This window comes from Paracoccus wurundjeri (genome assembly GCF_030678915.1).
Lineage (GTDB): Bacteria > Pseudomonadota > Alphaproteobacteria > Rhodobacterales > Rhodobacteraceae > Paracoccus > Paracoccus onubensis_A.
This window is the reverse complement of sequence record NZ_JAUUTZ010000039.1, coordinates 13,543-31,327: the sequence shown is the minus strand read 5'-3', so window position 1 is coordinate 31,327 and position 17,785 is coordinate 13,543. Positions and strand designations below refer to the sequence as shown.

At 58.1% G+C, this 17,785-nt stretch carries 13 protein-coding genes and 2 pseudogenes; 9 read left to right on the top strand and 6 right to left on the bottom strand.

Annotated elements, in window-relative coordinates:
• Positions 1 to 99, top strand: a pseudogene (locus tag Q0601_RS23075) (IS5/IS1182 family transposase); the annotation flags it as partial.
• A 149-nt stretch (positions 100 to 248) separates the two neighbouring features.
• Entirely contained in the window at positions 249 to 2,090 is a 1,842-nt protein-coding gene (locus Q0601_RS23070) for an ABC transporter ATP-binding protein (RefSeq protein ID WP_305292323.1), read from the top strand.
• A gap of 114 nt (positions 2,091 to 2,204) precedes the next feature.
• Here the strand turns inward: Q0601_RS23070 and Q0601_RS23065 are convergent, their stop codons facing one another.
• Positions 2,205 to 2,963 (bottom strand): IclR family transcriptional regulator, encoded by a 759-nt coding sequence (locus tag Q0601_RS23065; RefSeq protein ID WP_305292322.1) that lies wholly within the window; start codon positions 2,961 to 2,963, stop codon positions 2,205 to 2,207.
• A 158-nt stretch (positions 2,964 to 3,121) separates the two neighbouring features.
• Between Q0601_RS23065 and Q0601_RS23060 the strand changes: the two genes are divergently transcribed.
• From Q0601_RS23060 to metC, 6 genes are read left to right on the top strand one after another with little or no spacing between them, the layout of a single operon-like run.
• Entirely contained in the window at positions 3,122 to 4,597 is a 1,476-nt protein-coding gene (locus Q0601_RS23060; protein WP_305292321.1) for an argininosuccinate lyase, read from the top strand.
• Positions 4,584 to 6,179 (top strand): ABC transporter substrate-binding protein, encoded by a 1,596-nt coding sequence (locus tag Q0601_RS23055; protein ID WP_305292320.1) that lies wholly within the window; start codon positions 4,584 to 4,586, stop codon positions 6,177 to 6,179. Before Q0601_RS23060 ends, Q0601_RS23055 begins: the two co-directional genes overlap by 14 nt.
• Entirely contained in the window at positions 6,179 to 7,375 is a 1,197-nt protein-coding gene (locus tag Q0601_RS23050; RefSeq protein ID WP_305292319.1) for a M24 family metallopeptidase, read from the top strand. The genes Q0601_RS23055 and Q0601_RS23050 overlap by 1 nt, the downstream gene beginning before the upstream one ends.
• Positions 7,357 to 8,301: an ABC transporter permease gene (locus tag Q0601_RS23045; RefSeq protein ID WP_305292318.1), complete on the top strand. Its 945-nt coding sequence runs from the start codon at positions 7,357 to 7,359 to the stop codon at positions 8,299 to 8,301. The genes Q0601_RS23050 and Q0601_RS23045 overlap by 19 nt, the downstream gene beginning before the upstream one ends.
• Positions 8,302 to 8,309: 8 nt before the next feature.
• Positions 8,310 to 9,164: an ABC transporter permease gene (locus tag Q0601_RS23040; protein WP_305292317.1), complete on the top strand. Its 855-nt coding sequence runs from the start codon at positions 8,310 to 8,312 to the stop codon at positions 9,162 to 9,164.
• 10 nt (positions 9,165 to 9,174) lie between these two features.
• Complete coding sequence (metC, locus tag Q0601_RS23035) at positions 9,175 to 10,359, top strand: cystathionine beta-lyase (RefSeq protein WP_305292316.1); 1,185 nt, start codon at positions 9,175 to 9,177, stop codon at positions 10,357 to 10,359.
• 31 nt (positions 10,360 to 10,390) lie between these two features.
• Here metC and Q0601_RS23030 read toward each other — a convergent pair whose 3' ends face one another.
• From Q0601_RS23030 to Q0601_RS23010, 5 genes and pseudogenes are all read right to left on the bottom strand, one after another.
• Positions 10,391 to 11,524 carry an aminotransferase class V-fold PLP-dependent enzyme gene (locus Q0601_RS23030; RefSeq protein ID WP_305292315.1) on the bottom strand — a complete coding sequence of 378 codons (1,134 nt, stop codon included), beginning with the start codon at positions 11,522 to 11,524 and terminating at the stop codon, positions 10,391 to 10,393.
• The gene (locus Q0601_RS23025) at positions 11,524 to 12,741 is read right to left on the bottom strand and encodes a M24 family metallopeptidase (RefSeq protein WP_305292314.1); all 1,218 of its coding nucleotides are present in this window, start codon (positions 12,739 to 12,741) and stop codon (positions 11,524 to 11,526) included. The genes Q0601_RS23030 and Q0601_RS23025 overlap by 1 nt, the downstream gene beginning before the upstream one ends.
• Before the next feature lie 49 nt (positions 12,742 to 12,790).
• Entirely contained in the window at positions 12,791 to 13,711 is a 921-nt protein-coding gene (locus Q0601_RS23020) for a LysR substrate-binding domain-containing protein (RefSeq protein ID WP_305292313.1), read from the bottom strand.
• A gap of 33 nt (positions 13,712 to 13,744) precedes the next feature.
• Positions 13,745 to 14,938: pseudogene (locus tag Q0601_RS23015) on the bottom strand (IS3 family transposase).
• Positions 14,939 to 15,702: 764 nt separating this feature from the next.
• Positions 15,703 to 16,611 carry a LysR family transcriptional regulator gene (locus Q0601_RS23010; RefSeq protein WP_305292312.1) on the bottom strand — a complete coding sequence of 303 codons (909 nt, stop codon included), beginning with the start codon at positions 16,609 to 16,611 and terminating at the stop codon, positions 15,703 to 15,705.
• Between the two features lie 98 nt (positions 16,612 to 16,709).
• On the opposite strand from Q0601_RS23010, the gene Q0601_RS23005 reads away from it, so the two are divergent.
• Positions 16,710 to 17,528 (top strand): SDR family oxidoreductase, encoded by an 819-nt coding sequence (locus Q0601_RS23005; RefSeq protein ID WP_305292311.1) that lies wholly within the window; start codon positions 16,710 to 16,712, stop codon positions 17,526 to 17,528.
• Positions 17,529 to 17,785 lie beyond the last annotated feature (257 nt).

The following is a 17,785-nucleotide window of genomic DNA, read 5'->3' as shown; positions in this document are numbered from 1 at the left end:
CTCAAAGACTGGCGGCGCGTCGCAACTCGATACGACAGATGCCCGAAAGTCTTCCTCTCCGCCATCGCACTCGCCGCAACCGTCATGTTCTGGTTATGAGTCCTGACCCTAGCTCAGCTATTCAGTTATAGCTCCATGCTTTCCAATTATATGTGAGGTGATTCGCTTTGACATATGTGAAATGCTCATCGAGCCTCATGAATCATGACCGTGCTAACCTGCTGAAACCCAACAAGGGACAATGCCCCATGCTTGACTCTTCGCCCGAAAACAAACCCGTGGTTGAAATTCGAAACCTGAAGGTGAGCTTTCAAACACAAAGCGGTAAGGTATTCGGCGTTGAACATGTATCCTTCGATGTCGCGCCAGGCGAATGCGTTTGCGTCGTGGGGGAAAGTGGGTCGGGAAAGTCGGTATCTTCGCTGTCGCTCATGCGGTTGGTGGAGTTCGGCGGCGGAAATATCGCTGGCGGCACGCTTCTTTTTAGGCGAGAGGAAGGCGACGCCGTTGATCTTGCGACAGCCTCAGGCAGCACCATGCGTGAGATACGCGGCAATGAGATCGGCATGATCTTTCAAGAGCCGATGACCTCGCTAAACCCGGTCTTGACTGTTGGAAGGCAACTTACCGAAGGGCTGCGCGTCCATCGCGGCCTGTCCCGTAAGGGGGCGAATGAACGAGCGCTAGAGATCTTGCGCAATGTGCGGATATCCGAACCGGAACGGCGGATGACGCAGTATCCACATGAGCTTTCTGGTGGGATGCGCCAACGGATCGTTATCGCAATGGCCATGGCATGTGAGCCGCGGCTTCTGATCTGTGACGAACCCACCACAGCGCTCGACGTGACAATCCAAGCGGAAATCCTTGATCTTATCGACCAACTCAAGCGTAAGAACGGAACAGCGGTCATTTTCATCACCCACGATATGGCCGTTGTCGCACAGATGGCCGATCGCGTCGTAGTTATGTATCGCGGCAACAAGGTAGAAGAGGGAAGGGTCGAAGACATCTTTGAAAAGCCGCAGCACCCATATACCAACGCATTGCTTGCGGCTGTTCCGCGTCTCGGCGAGATGCGGGGAAAATCCGCACCCGAGCCGATGCGACTGCTGGACCGGGAAGGGCGCGGAGAGATTACTCCAACCACGCGGGCCGCTGTTTCGCCCGATAGCAAGGCACCGGTGTTACTAGACGTGCGAAATCTGACGACCCGTTTTGCGGTCAAGGGTGGGGTTTTGCGTCGGCATGTCGCCAATGTTCACGCGGTCGAGGATGTAAGCTTTACTGTTCGTGCGGGTGAAACGCTCTCGTTGGTGGGCGAGTCGGGCTGCGGCAAATCAAGTTGCGGTCGATCAATCCTGCGGCTTGTGCAGCCAACGTCAGGGCAAGTCCTGCTTCAGGGAACCGAGGTCACCGCGCTGGACCAAGATGTTCTGCACCAAGCGCGGCGCGACATGCAGATGATATTTCAGGATCCCTTCGCAAGCCTGAATCCGCAAATGCGGCTTTTCGATGCTGTGGCTGAGCCTTTACGGAATTATGGTCTAACGGCGGATTTGAACGAACGGATCGCCGGACTATTTGATCGGGTTGAGTTGCCAAGATCTTTTATGCGCCGCTTCCCACACGAACTTTCGGGCGGTCAGCGCCAGAGGGTTGCAATCGCCCGGGCGCTTGCGCTGAACCCCAAACTCATTGTGGCGGATGAGGCGGTATCCGCGCTGGATGTGTCGGTTAAGGCGCAAGTCCTGAACCTGATGATGGAACTGCAGGCCGATCTAGGGCTGTCATTTCTTTTCATCTCGCACGACATGGCCGTGGTCGAGAGAATCAGCCACCATGTAGCGGTGATGTATCTTGGCCGGATCGTGGAAATGGGCCCGCGCGCGGCAGTCTTTGAAAACCCGACGCACCCCTATACCCAGTCGCTGCTTTCTGCGGTGCCCATCGCCGATCCTCGTTACCGCAATCTGCGCGGCGAGGTTGCTTACAAGCCGATTTCATCGCCGATTTTTCCCGTGGGGCACCAAGCCCGTCCGTCGCTATATGATGAAGTCGCGCCAGGGCATCTGGTGTTGCGGGCGTGATCTGCGCCCGCCGACGCTATTCATGTGTAATGGCCTTGGAATGTGGACGCGGTCTTAACTCGGAATTGGCCGCAACGATGAATAAAGTCCGTTTCGCAGGTAGCTTGGCGGCTATCAAGCCGCCGCCCCTAAGGCGATTGAAACATTCCGGGCCGCTTCTCGGACAATCGGGGCAACAGATTCAATCGTATGATCGGGCGAGACACGTTCGGCAAAAGCCACACTAAGCGATGCCACAATACGGTTGCTTGCGTCGAAGACCGGCGCGCCCACAGAGATCACACCGAGCAGTGTTTCTTCACGAACATACGCAAAGCCGTCGTTTCGCACCTCGGCCAACTCATCGATCAGAACCTCTGGGTCAGAGATTGTATGTGGTGTCACCTTCTCCAACGGCCCCGGACCTAGCAGCGCGTGGACCTGATCATCAGACAGCGCCGACAGCAGAACTTTGCCCATTGCCGTGCTGTGCAGCAGTGTCAATTCACCCGGTGTGTTGCGGATCGCGATGGGTCCATTGCTTTGCACGCAAAGAAGGTAGATCGCCTTTGCTCCCAGCTGCTGGCCAAGATAACCGTTTAGCTGATGCGTCGCGGCAATCCGCCGCAACTCGCGATCCGACGACGCAATCAGCAGGTCACGCGTTAGCAACGAGGCGCCTAGCCCAAGCGCCCGATAGCCGATACCATATCGGCGGCTATCTTTATGCTTTTGCACAAAATTCTGCTCTGCCAAGCTGTTCAGGAGCCGTTGCGTCGTCGCAGCATTCAACCCGAGTTGTCGCGCAATCTCACGCACGCCCAGAGGTTCAGGCGATCCGTCAAGCAGCACAAGAATGTTCAAACCTCGATCCAATGACTGGCTTCCCGCCATTTAGAACTCCCTTCGCAATGCGTTGACACATTAGTTTGATTCGATAATATATGGATATCTGTTCCATATAGTCAAACAAAATGATCGATCGCTCTTCAGACACACGGCCAGAAACGTTGCTCACGGATGCGCGACTGGGAAAGCAACCATCAGAACGGTTGAAGATACATTACCTTGCTCCGGGACTTGCCAAAGAACGTCGAACCTTTGCGGCGATGCTTGAGGTCGATCTTGCGCATGTAGTTATGCTGACCGAAACGGGGATCGTATCTTCGACCGTTGGCGCAGACCTGCTTGCAGCGCTGTTGCCGCTGCACGGCACCACGCCAGAAGCCCTGGATATCGATCCGACACGTGGCAGCATGCTTTTGCAGGTCGAGCGGCATTTGGCACAGACAGTCGGCGCAGAGGCAGCTGGGGCGCTTTCCACTGCGCGGAGCCGTATCGACCAAGGGGCGACATTCCGAAGGATGCAGGACCGTGCGGAAACCCTTAGCTTAATGGATGCGGTAGCTGGATTGCAGCGAACGATACTGGCGCTTGCGGCCGAGCACAGCAATACGGTAATGCCGGGGTATACCCACGTGCAGCTGTCACAGCCATGGGTGTTCGGCCACTATCTTAGCGGGCTTGCAGGGCGGATCCATGATGACCTGTCAAGGCTGTGGGCGGCGTATCGCCTGACTAACCTCTGCCCGCTTGGCACCGTTGGCGGAAGCGGCAGTTCATGGCCGATCAACCGTGAAACCACGTCAGATCTGCTTGGCTTTTCAGGCATTATCGAACATGCGCGGCAGGGTCGCGATATTTTCTATATGGCCGACATTGCCGCGGCTGCCGCCATGCTTATGGCTGACCTCAACGATTTCGCGACCGACCTGCAGCTTTGGTCTTCGGTAGAGTTCGGACTGGTGGAACTGGACGCAAGCTATTGCGGTACCTCCAGCATCTTTCCGCAGAAAAAGAACCCCGTCGCACTGGAGGCGGTGCGGAACGCGGCGGCGATTGCGGTGCAATGGCCTGCGAACATCCTGTCGATATGTCGGGGGATGGGCAGCCCGGATATCGCAATGCGCACGGCAGGCTTTCTTGGCGACGCGCTGAAAACCGCATGGGCAATGACCGATCTGCTTGCCGGCGTATTCGAGACGCTTGAAGTAAAAGCCGAGCGTATGGCCAATAGAGCCGGAGATGGCTGGACAACCGCCAGCCATCTGGCGGATGAAATGGTTCGCGATTTTGGGCTGTCTTACCGAACTGCGCATCACGCGGTCGGGGCGATTGTCAGGCATTGCATCGAACAAAAGATCTCTCCCAACAGATTGCAGATCGAAGATATCGAAACGATCCCGGAGTTTCCGGACCTGATGCGCGGGCATGTCGATGGCGATTGGCTGCGCAACGTGTTGAATCCCCATACTTTTGTTGCCGCTGCAGCAAGCCGCGGTGGCGTCGCGCCCCAAGAGACCGCGCGCCTTCTGACCCTTGCCGATGCGACGGCACGAATCGACGAGACAAAGATCCGAACGGAAATTCGGCGCTTGGAAGAAACGAGGGCTCACCTCGTCGCACGCGCGTCCGCCTTGGCGGTGGACGCTAAACACCAACAGGATGGATCAAATGAAAAGACGTAATGTTCTGAAGCTTGGCACAGCGGCAGCGGCGCTGTTCCTTGGTCCTGGCTTGAAATCCGTTATGGCGCAGACACCTGAAAAGTCGGTGTTGCGCTATGTGCCGCTCTCCGACCTTGCCAACATTGACCCGGTGGTCTCGACGGCGACGGCGACGCGCAACCACGCCTATATGGTTTATGAAGGGCTTTATGCGCTTGACGAAAGCTTCGCCCCCCAGCCGCAGATGGCTGAGGGCCATACAGTCAGCGATGATGGGCTGGTCTGGACCTTCACCCTGCGTGACGGCCTGAAGTTTCACGACGCAACGCCGGTAACCGCGCGCGATGTGGTTGCTTCTATCAATCGCTACAACGCCAAGATCCTTCCGGGTCGGACCATGGCCGAGCGGATCGAAAGCTTGGAGGCGACTGACGACCGCACCATTACCTTCACACTCAAGGAACCCTTTCCGGCGCTGCTTATTCTGCTCGCAAAGGCGACCCCCAGCACGATGCCCGAGCGGCTCGCCTCGACGGATGCCTCTACCGCAATTACGGAAGTGGTGGGCAGCGGGCCGTTCCGCTTTGTCGCGGGTGAATATATGCCGGGCAGCTTTGCGGCCTATGAAAAGTTCACTGACTATGTGCCGCGCAGTGAGCCCGCAAGCTACACCGCTGGGGCGCGCAACGTAATGGTCGACCGGGTCGAATGGCGCGCCATTCCAGATCTTGCGACGATCACCTCGGCGCTGATCACCGGCGAGGTTGATTGGGCCGAGGCGGTCATTCCCGATCTGGTGCCGATGATGCAGGGCGATCCAAACCTGAGTGTCGAGCGGCTGGACGAGTTCGGCGACGTGGCGCAACTTTGCCTGAACCATCTGCAGGGGCCGACCGCCAACCCGGCAATCCGAAGCGCGATCATGGCCGCGCTTGACCAAGACGAGATCATGAACCTCGCCATTGGCGATCCGGAACTCTATCGGGTGCCAACAGGCAATTTCGCGCCCGGCACGCCTTCGGCGTCCGACGCTGGCTTGCAGTATTTGGGAACACCGCGTCGCGAACCTGCCGAGATCAAGGCGATGCTGGCCGAGGCCGGCTATGATGCTGAAGAGTTGGTCATGCTGCATGCGACCGACCACCCGTTCTATGGGCCGATGGCGCAGGTGATCGTAAGCAGGCTCCGCTCGTGCGGGTTTAATGTTCGCGACGACATCATGGACCGAAACACCATGTATGAGCGACGTTCAAGCAAAGAGCCGATCGAGAATGGTGGTTGGTCAATGTTCGTAACAGCTGGCAACGCATTCCTTTATTTTAGCGATCCGATCAGCTCTTCGGTCATGCGCGCAATCGGCGAAGCGGGCTATTATGGTTGGCCCACAAACGACAAGCTTGAGCAGCTTCGCTCTGATTGGCTAAGCGCCGATAGCGACGAAGCAAGGCTCGACCTTGCGTCACATTTTCAAGAGGAAATCCTTTCGACCGCCCAGTGGATCCCGCTTGGTCAGTATTTGACCTACAGCGCCTGGCGCAGTGAGATCGAGGGCATTCGCAAGGCACCTGTCCCACTGTTCTGGGGGCTGTCGAAATCCTCATGATGACGACGCTTTCTGACATGAACGAGGTCTGGGGCAACTCTGACCTCGCGCTCGCAAGGCGGGCGCGGGTGTTTTCTGATCCGACTGCACCCGACGCAATACTTTGCTTTGATCCGGCCAATGTGGCCTATCTCTCTGGCTATGCCAGCATGTCGTCCGACATGAACCCCGCATATCGAATTGGCGTGCTGGCGACAGCCGATTCCGCGCGCCTAATCGTTTCCGCGGGAGACGGGCCAGCCGCGCTTGAATGCATCTGCGACCCGTCAATGCTGTTTCGATATGGCGAGTTCCACGTAGTGACGGCCGGACAGAACCGTCTAGGTGCCGCGCGACCCGCGGTGGCGGATTTCGGCGCTGCGGTCCGGGACGCGCTGGACAGTTGGGATCCGGGCCGACAGCGCCGCATCGGCATCGAAGGCGAAACCTCAGATCTGGTTGACGGGAGGTCCTGCTTTGATGCGCGGCCACTCTTGCGACGATCCCGCCTTGTGAAGCTGCCTCATGAAATCGCCATCATCCGATACTGCCTTTCCCTTATGCAGCGCGGGATCGAGGCTGCGCTTGATGCCGCCGCCCCCGGCGTGAACGAACGCGACTTGGCAGCGCTTGTCAGTGCCGAGATCACACGTGGCGGCGGCGTGCCGCGATCAATCGCCGTAACGTCGGGACCGCGCGCCGCCAATGTCGATGCCTTCGCCTCAGGCCGTCGACTGGCTATCGGGGACGTGCTTCGCATTGATCTGGGCGCGACCTTTCGCGGCTATTGGGGCGATATGGCGCGATCAGCCTTCATCGGTTTACCGTCATCTGAACAAGAACAGTGCTTTGCAGCGATCAGTGCGGGTGTCGAAGCTGAAAGACAGGTAATCCGCGCCGGTATCACCGCATCCGAGGTTTTCGCAGCGGCAATCGCCGCAACCCGCGATGCGGGCCTTCCACAATTTGCGCGGCACCATGTTGGACACGGCCTTGGCCTAAACATTACCGAGGCGCCGCTGTTGGCGCTTGGCGATCACACGGTTCTGCAATCGGGCATGGTGCTTTGCATTGAAACGCCGCTCTATCGTGAAACATGGGGCGGGATGATGACAGAAGATGTCGTGGTGGTGACAGAGAACGGTAATACGCCTCTCACCGACCTTTCCCGCGACCTCAGAACCTGCGGGGGCGTGCCATGCTCATCTATTGCCTGAAACGAATTCTATCGACCATTCCCGTGATGATCGTCGTCGCGCTATGTGTATTCAGCCTGCTTTATCTGGCTCCGGGGGACCCGGCGACTGTGCTTGCAGGAGAGCAGGCAAGCTCAGCCGAGATCGAACAGGTGCGTATTGCTCTGGGTTTGGATCAGCCGTTTCCGCTGCGCTTCGTCGAGTGGTCCAAGCAAGTGTTAAGCGGCAATCTCGGCGTATCCATCTTTTCGGGCATTCCAGTGCTGGAACTGATCCGACAGCGGTTAGAGCCGACAATAGCGCTGATGATCACCTCGACCATCATTTCAGTTTTGGTTGCCGTGCCAATGGGTATTCTTGCGGCGCGCCATCACAACCGACTTCTTGATCGCATCGTGAACGTGGTCACCGCCCTTGGCTTTTCAGTTCCCGTCTTTGTCATCGGCTATGTCTTGGCATGGATTTTTGCGGTGCATCTTCGCTGGCTGCCGGTGCAAGGCTATTCACCGATCAGCGAGGGATTTGCGGACTTCCTGCGAGGGATCATTATGCCCGCAATCGTGGTGGCGTTTTCTTACTTTTCGCTCATCACACGCGTGACCCGCAGCGCAATGCTGGACGTCATGCGTCAGGATTATGTCCGCACAGCCCGCGCCAAAGGCATTTCAGAGCGATCCGTCCTGTTCGACCACGCGCTTCGCAACGCTTCCATGCCAATCGTCACTGTGGTGGGCCTTGGGGTCGCGCTTTTGATCAGCGGCTCCCTGATCACTGAGACGGTGTTTGCGATTCCGGGCATCGGTCGCCTGACGGCAGATGCGATCCTGCGAAGGGATTATCCAATCATCCAAGGCGTCGTGCTGCTGTTCAGCCTGTTGTATGTGCTGGTGAATCTGCTGATCGACCTTTTGTATACTCTGCTTGATCCACGGGTGAACTTTCAATGAGCGCCATCATGGAACATGATATTGCCCCGCAGCGACGCTTTGATATTGGTCGTATCTTAAGGCGAGAGCCTTTGACCGCCTTGGCAGTCCTTGTCCTTCTTGCGATTTGCTTCATGGCGATCTTTGCTCCTTGGCTGGGGACGACCGATCCGATCGCCCTTGGCACAGCACCAAGAATGGCGTCGCCGTCGGCTGAACATTGGTTCGGGGCAGACCAAATTGGGCGCGACTTATATACGCGTGTGCTTTACGGGGCGCGGGTTTCGCTGATCGTGGGGATTGCCGTATCGGTAATTTCCATTGTCATCGGCCTTGCAATAGGCCTTGTTTCAGGCGCCGTGCGCTGGCTTGATGGTGCGATCATGCGCGTAATGGACGGGCTTATGTCGATCCCATCAATCCTGCTTGCCATCGCGCTTGTGGCCATTATCGGTGGATCGCTTCATACCGTCATCATCGCCATCACCATTGTAGAGTTTCCCCGCGTTGCCCGGATGGTTCGCGCCAATGTCCTAAGTGTCCGTGAACACTTATTCGTGGAAGCCGCCGTCACGGTCGGTTCGACCATGCCGCAGATTATCTGGCGTCATATTTTGCCAAATACTGTCGGGCTGCTTGTGGTGCAGACAGCTTATATCTTCGCGCAGGCGATCATGATCGAGGCCGGTCTATCCTTTATCGGCGCGGGGGTCCCGCCCGAGACCCCAAGCTGGGGCAATATCATGGCCGAAGGCCGAGTGCTTTGGCAGGTCAAGCCCGGCATCGTGCTTATTCCGGCGGCGTTCCTGACGATGGCGGTGCTTGCAGTTAACATCATCGGCGACAGTCTGCGCGACGCGCTTGACCCGCGGCAGAACCATTGAGGATTGACAGATGAGCGATTTTCCCATCCGTGCCGAGGATATGACTGCCTGTGTCACGCTGCCACCAATCTCCCGTGAGGGGTTCCGATCGGTTTCGGTGGCAGTCGAGCGGGCATCTACAATCGTCTTTCCGGATGCGGCGGCCTATGCGGCGCGCAACGATAACGGGCACGGAGCCTATAGCTACGGCCTGCACGGCACTCCGACCAGCAGGCAACTTGAGGCACAGATCGCGGCACTTGAGGGCGGAACGCACTGTATGGTGACGCCCTCGGGGCTTGTTGCAATCACGCTGGCGATCCTGTCCCTCGTCAGGGCGGGAGAGACGGTGCTAATACCCGATACAGTCTATCCGCCCGTGCGTGCGTTTGCCCACCGGATGCTTGCGGGGCTAGGTGTGACGGTGGTCTACTATGACCCGACCATTGGCAGCCGGATCGACGCCTTGCTAGGGCCTGAGGTGCGGCTGGTGCTGACCGAGTCGCCCGGCTCGACCACGATGGAGATCCAAGACCTTCCTGCCATCGCCGCTGCGGCAAAGGCGCGGGGGATTCCGACCGCTTGTGACAACAGCTGGGCCACGCCGCTTTTCTGCAAACCCTTGGCGCTTGGGATCGATATTTCTATCGAAGCCGTGTCGAAATACATAGCTGGGCATTCCGACTTATTGATGGGGTCAATTACAACAAGCGATCCTGAACTTTGGGACCGTCTTCGCACCGGCTTTAAGCTGCTGGGACTGGGCGTGTCGCCCGATGACTGTTCTCTTGCGCTGCGCGGATTGCAAAGCCTGCCCCTTCGCCTTGCTCATGCCGGATCCATCGGGCTTGCGCTTGCAGGGCGCCTGCAAACCTGTCCGGCCGTTGCCGCAGTCCTGCACCCGGCGCTTCCGCAATTCTCTGGCCACGACATCTGGAAACGGGATTTCACGGGTGCAAGTGGAGTCTTCAGCGTCATACCGGTGCCACAAGCCGCCCCACGGGTATCGCGCGCGCTTGAGGCGATGCAGCATTTCTCGATAGGCGCGTCATGGGGCGGGCTTCACAGTATTGTGGCGCCTATGGATCTGACTGGCAACCGGACAGTCGGCACAGCTCCGACCGGCCCGGTGATCCGATTCAGCGTTGGCGGCGAAGCGCCCGAGGCGCTTGCGGCCGATCTTGATGCCTTTTGCGCGGTGCTTGAGGGACTTTGAAACCCGGCCCGAATATTCGGGCCGGATTAATTTAGACAAGTGCCGCGAGAAAGCGGTCAATATCGCTTTCGTTATTATAGAAGTGGGGCGAAATCCGTAGAATATCCCCGCGAAGCGAGATCACCACCCCCTGTTCGCCCAGACGGCGATGCACGTCTGCTGGATCCTGTCCGGGCACACGGAATGATACCACACCCGACCAATCCTCGCTGTTGCGGCTGGAAATCAGCTCAAGGCCCGCCGAACGCAAGCCTTCGACGGCGTAATCCGTTACCTTGCGGATTTGTCCGGCAACCCTGTCCATTCCGACCTTTTCGAAAAGTTCGATTGCCGCGGTCAAGCCGACCAGTCCGGTATAATTCAAGATGCCCGGCTCATAGCGGCGCGCATCTGGCCAGAACGGCAGATCAAAGTCGAGGTAATCAAGCGATTTGCCACGGGTAAAGCTGCTTTGTCCGGGCCAATTCACGGCAATCTGGTCAATAAGTTCCTCGCGCAGGTATAGCCAGCCGACACCGGTCGGTGCCAAAAGCCACTTATGCGACGAGGTTGCCATCATATCGATGCCGGTTTCGCGCACATCAAGTGGCAGCGCACCGACGCCCTGAATGCCATCGACGCAAAAAAGTGCGCCGCACGCGTGACAGGCGTCGGCGATGGCCTTGAGATCGTTGCGAAAACCGGTGCTGAACTCAATCCAGGACAGGCTGACCAACCGTGTGCGCTCGGTAATCGCCTCGACCACGCGTTCGAAGGGCACGCGGCTTCCATCACTGCGCACTTGCCGAACGATGACGCCCCGGCTGCGCAAATGCATCCACGGGAAAACATTGGCAGGAAACTCTTGGTCGGCGATGATAACCTCGTCCCCTACCTGCCAGTCGATGCCTTGGGCAACGATATTGAGAGCGTCGGCGACGTTCTTGGTAAAGGCAATCTCGGCGGGCTTTGCGTTGATAAACCGCGCAGCCGCAGCGCGTGCGGTTGCCACAAGGTCAAGATCATGCTCGATGCTGATCTCGCCTTCGGCATGACGTCGAAGATAGGCGTTGAGCGCATCTGTCACAGGCGCGCTGAGTGTTCCCATCGAAGCATTGTTGAGCCAAGCCTTCGTTTGAGTGACGGGATAAAGCGCGCGATAGTCGTCAAGATTAGAACAGCTCATCACAAGCACTCCAGATAGTCGCAGGGCACCTTGTTCAGGATTTCATGCCCCGTTTCGGTGATCAGAATTGTGTGGCCAAGCATCATCGCATCGCCCGTATCCTGATCCGAGAAAACCGCATGAAGGAAGAACGTCATACCGGGTTCCGCAATCATCGGGTTATCAGCATAAAGAAGCGGCGGTGCATCCGGCAGTGCCTTTGGTGGGAAGGTCGCGCCGACCGAATAACCCGCAGTGGGCTGGCGCTGTTTTTCATAGCCGTGCTCGTCAAAGACGCGCCGGTGTTCGCGGTCGATATTGCCGATCGGGTTGCCGGGGCGCGCGGCTGCGGTCATGGCATCCAGCGAATCTCGTGTGATCTGGAAAAGATCCTTGTGGCGCTGTGGTGCCTTGCCGATGGAGAAGGTGCGGAAGATGCCTGCATGATAGCGGCGGTATATACCGGCCCATTCGCAGGTGAGCTGCTCGCCGGACCTTAAGGTGCGATAGCCGCTGGCAACCCTTGTCAACATCGCGTGTGGGCCCGAAGAAAGAATGACTTTGGCCAAATTGATTTCGCCCCCCGCGCGCAGCACGGCCTCAGAGGCGGCAAGCTCGACGAGGTTTTCGCCCACATCGGGTGCCGCAGCACCCCGGACCGCAGTCACCGCAGCATCTGCCATCTCAGCCGCCTTGCGCATGAACACAAGTTCGGCCGGAGATTTCACCATGCGCTGCATGCCTATCAGGTCAGAGGCATCGACAAACGTGCACCACCCATCAAGCGCCCGGCGCAGCATTTCCCAATTCGCGGCAGTCAGACCATGGGTTGCAAGCTCAACCCCAATCCGCCTTCCTTTCAGCCCCTTTTCTTCAAGGATCGCCTTCAGGTCGAGGGCGGGCGTGGCATTGTTGCCGTCCCACCAAATACGGATATCCTCGATGATGGAGGTAAGGCGCGCTTGGTGCAGATCGGGTCGGCGCGTCATCAGTGTGATTGGAGTGTCATCAGCGGTAAGCACCGCAGATTGAAAGAATTTATAACCGCCTGTGTCATATCCCGTAAGATAGTAATGGCTTTCTTGCGCGAAGATCAAAAGCGCATCCAGCCCGCGCCGATCCAGTTCTAAGCGGGCGGCGGCAATGCGCAGGTCAAATTCGTCTCGGGGAAAGTGCAACATAGCGGACCTCAGAGTTGATATGTGTCCAATCCCTGCGCGCGAGAGGCTTTGGGTCAATAGGTGACCCAAGACACATAACAGAAGAGTATTGCCGCCTAAGAAATTGTCATGGAACCTGTGCAGAACATATGGAACGTAGCCTATTTAGCAGGGTTTGGTCTACCGCACGCAGCGCAGCAAGAGAGGTCTGAACCAAATGCGTATGCCGCTGGTTGGCCGCGAACACCACCAACACCTCTAGCGGAATAGTGGGGGTGAACGGTCGAACGATCAGGTCGCACCCTGCTACCGCCAATGCCGCAACCGGGTTTACCAAAGCGACGCCCACTTTGCGCCGCGCCAAATCGCAGCAGAGCTGTGACGTATAACCTTCCGCAACAAGATTCCGTTTGATGCCTCTTTCCGCGAATATAGTATCTACGATGGGGCGGGCACTATCCTCGGGACTTACAGAAATGAAGTCGCAGCCCTCCAGATCCTCGGGCCTGATACGTGCAAGCCGGGCAAGCGGATGTTCGGGCGCCATCACACACACGGCCTCGTAGCGGCTGAAACTTTCCGCCTCCAACCCTATCGTCGACGTTTCGCCCGAGATAAGGCCAAAATTGCACTGACCGGAACTCACAAGCTGCCGGACCTCGACGGAGCTATGACTTCTTAGGGCTATCGGGTGTCTCGGCTGCTCTCGCGAGAGCCGGGCCATTACCTCGACCAAAAGGGAAGTAAGCGCCGGAAGCGTGGCAATCCGAAGGCTGCCCACGCCCCGGTCTCGGATACGGTGGGCGACATCGCGTAGATTGTCGATCTGCCGGTGAATGGGCTCCGCTTCTTGCCAAAATGCGATACCCTCTGCCGTAGCCCGAAGACCATTACCGCTGCGCACAAAAAGTACAAACCCTAGGTCACGTTCAAGTTCGGCAAGCGAACGGCTGATTGCTGGTTGCGTCACACCCAACATTTCGGCTGCACGCGAGGCACTCCCCGAGAGCATTATCGCTCTGAGCATTTCGATTTGGCGAAAGTTCAAGACATTTATCCGTTTTGACCTGCCCCTGAACTTTCATCCAGCAGCGACTTGAGCCCGGTTGCTGTTTACGCCAATTGGCGCAGGTTGAGCAATCGCCCGACGCGCGGAGCTTTCATCTCGCGCAGCGGGGCGGGCGATTGCGGTGGTCAGGGTTCGAGCGTATTCGGTCGGGGTCTTATAATCCAAGGCAGAATGTGGGCGCTCGGTGTTGTAATCTGCGGTCCAGTTCGAAATGGCGGTCCGGGCATGGGCCAGATTGCAGAACATCGTCTCATTGAGCAACTCGTCCCGCATCCGGCCGTTGAAACTTTCGACAAAACCGTTCTGCATCGGTTTGCCCGGCGCGATGTAGTGCCATTCGATACGGGTCTCTGCGCACAATTTCAGGATGGCGTTCGAGGTCAGCTCCGTCCCATAGCACGTCGGATACGATCATTCCGGGCTTCCCCCGGCGCTCGATCAGGTTCGTAAGCTCGCGCGCCACGCGGCGGCCTGAGATGGATGTATCCGGGATCGCCGCCAGGCATTCCCGGGTGACATCATCGACCACGTTCAGAACCCGAAACCTTCGTCCGCATGCGAACTGGTCATGAACAAAATCCAGCGACCAGCGTGCATTGGCGCGCACCTCGACCAAGATCGGGGCACGGGTTCCCACCGCCTTGCGCCTGGCCTTGCGCTTGCGCACGGTCAGCCCTTCTTCGCGATACAGGCGGTAGATCCGATTGATCCCGGACGGTTCGCCCTCGCGTCGCAACAGGATGAACAGGCGCCGATAGCCGAACCGCCGGCGCTCGTTGGCCAGCTCGCGCAGACGGCCACGCAACGCTGTCTCGGGCGCACGTTGCGACTGATAGCGAACCATCTTGCGATCGGCTCCGGCGATCCGACACGCCCGCCGTTCTGAGAGCCCGAGCAGGGATCTCAAGTGCGCGACAGCCTCGCGCTTTACGGCAGGCGTCACCACTTTTTTGAAACCAGCTCCTTCATCGCCGCCAGATCCAGCATCTGCTCGGCCAGCAGCTTCTTCAGCTTCGCGTTCTCGTCCTCGAGCGCCTTCAGCCGCTTCGCTTCCGACACCGTCATGCCGCCGAACTTGGCTTTCCAGTTGTAGAACGTGCCTTCCGACATGCCGTGCTTCCGGCACAGGTCGGCGCACTTCGCGCCTGCCTCATGCTCCGCAAGGATGCCGATAATCTGTTCGTCCGTAAATCTCGTTCGCTTCATTGTCCGTCCTCTGGTTGGGCCGGACTCTAATCGCATCTGGAGGAAAAATCCCGGGGCAGGTCAATAGGACTGCGCCCCTCCCATATGAGGGCATAATCCTCCTTCAAGTCAAGATAGTTCTTACTTAATATCTTGTATCCTGAGGATTTATTTGCAAATACGCTTTCGTATAGTTCTTGAAACTCTTTACGTGATATCTTTGCATCTTCGAAAGATGTCATTGCCTACCGAAACTGTTTATAGTGATCCTTGGCGGGATCGTAGGGCACCTCTAGATCGCTGATTATGCCTGCGACCTTAGATTTATCCCTCCTCTTATCTCCGTAGGAAAATTCAATAAACTGATTGAGAGCTATTTTCATTTCTATTTCCTGCTTAAAAACGTCAGGCACTTTGTGACATGTGGAGATAACTTTGGAGTTCAGATATCCAACTATTTTTTGAATGACCTGTCTACAAAAAACTGATGCTCCCAGAACTTTCCGGAAATTTGTATCACTCGGCACCTCGCATCGAATGCCGAGCGTCATTGCCGCAACATGCAAGGTCCCGTCTGAGTGGTCCACAGTAGAACCGGCGAGACGTATAATACCCGACCGCTGCAGTGCAGTGCCGCACCGCGTCCGGGTGGCCGCTTTGAGGAGTGCTGCCATCCAGCACATTGGACAGCTGGCCGTCAGCTTTGGGCCGTTTTTCTGGGCCGTCATCGCATGTGACGCGGATGGTTACTGCACTGCCGCAAGTCCGCTCGGAGCCCTTGTGCCTTACCCGTGCGCTCTCTTCTCGTTTTCCTGCCGCAGAGCCTCGAGAAAGAGGGTGAAGGCGCGGGTCGGATGGCGCCGGCTCGAATAGAAGGCGTGATAACCGGGAAATGGCGGACACCAGTCGGCAAGAACCTTGATGAGCGCGCCGTCCTTCACGGCTGATGCGGCGAGATCTTCAAGCATGTAGGCCAAGCCCATCCCTGCGCAAGCTGCCCCCACGAGCGCGTCGCCATCATTGACGATGATTGACGGCGACACCTTTACCGTCTCCGCATGTCCGTCCTTCTCAAACGACCACGGCGACAAGGTGCCACCCGCGTTTCTGAAGCCGATGCAACGATGCGCCGACAGGTCGCGCGGTGTGCGCGGCGGATCGCATGTGTCGAGATACCGCGCCGCGCCCACAACGACAGCTCTCAAGGGCGGCCCCACGGGTACGGCAACCATGTCCATCTCCAGATCCTCGCGCAGACGTATCCCGATGTCGAACCGCTCGGCAACGATATCGACATGCCTGTTCTCCACGCTCAGCTCGCCGTCGATCTCTGGATGGGTCGCGATCAGCCGCGAGAAGGCCGGCCAGACGAGCGTATCGGCGGCATGTTTTCCGCAAGTCACCCGTAGGCGCCCGCCAGGTTGCTCGCGCATCCGTTCCAGAACCTCGATTTTCGCGTCGATCTCCGCGATGATCGGGGCGAGCGTTTCCAGCAGCCGCTCGCCCGCCGCGGTCGGGGCGAGGCTGCGCGTCGAGCGTGACAGCAACCTGACACCCAGCTCGCCCTCCAGGCGCTTTACGGTCTGGCTGACGGCGGACTGGGTCACCCCCAGGCTGCGTGCCGCAGCGGTGAAGCTGCGCTGCTCGGCAACTCGGTTGAAGATGAAGAGATCGGAGAACTTACGCGGGTCCATTCAGTAGCCTTACTACTTGGTTCGACAAATTTCGAGGCACTAATCGCATGCTGCATAGATAGGCTAATATATGATTGGCAAGATGAGAGGAGCTGACAATGACAGACAAGGTATGGTTCATCACAGGAGCTGGCAGGGGATTGGGATATCTGCTCGCCCGCGATGTCCTTCGGACGGGCGACAGAGTCGTGGCGACCAGCCAATCCATCGATGGCCTTGCCGAAAGCCTCTCCGCTCCGGACGACAGCTTGCTCGTGCTGCCGCTCGATGTGACGGATGCCGAAGCAGCTTCGGCTGCGCATGACGCAGCCATCGGGACGTTCGGCCGGATCGACGTCCTGGTCAACAATGCAGGTCGCGCGCAGCTTGGATGGTTCGAGACGATCCCGGAAGAGGACGTGCGCCGGCAGTTCGAGATCAACCTGTTCGGGGCAATGAACGTGGCGCGCGCGGTGCTCCCCACGATGCGCCGGCAGCGCTCGGGCCTCGTGGTTACCATCTCGTCGGTCAACGGCCTCGTCTCGAATCCCGGCGGCTCGATCTACTCGGCGTCCAAGTTCGCGCTCGAAGGCTGGATGGAGGGCGTCGCAGAAGAGATCGCACCGCTCGGTATCCGCTCTTTAATCGTGGAACCCGGAATGATGCGCACGAACTTTCTCGATCCGTCCAGTGCGCGGCAGGGGGATTTAGACATTGCGGATTATACCGAGGCGGTAGCCGGCTTTCGAACCTTGATCACCGAAGCGAACGGCGCGCAGCAGAACGATCCCGAGGAACTGTCCGCCCTGATCGTTGCCGAGGCATCCTCCGCCGAACCAGCCAGGCGACTTCTGTTCGGCGCCGATGCGCACGAGTGGGCTAGCGCCAAGTGCGAACAGCTCGCAACCGAGATCAATGCCTCGAGGGCGCGAACCTGAGCACGGGCAATGTCAGTCCTCTTCCGCATTGCGTGAATTCTTACTGTCCGTGACTTTGCTGACACGGCGAATGGTCGAAATGACAAGCCCGGCCGCAGCATCCGAACTGATCGCGAGTGACCGCAATAGGTTGTAACGCGACGGGAGTTTGGGTGGGCCGAAGATTCCGCTCGCTGTTTCGCCGCAGGTTCGGTTCGAGCCCGTTGCGGGCATTCGGGGCTGGGCTAAACTGGCGATCAGTCATATCAATTCTGGAA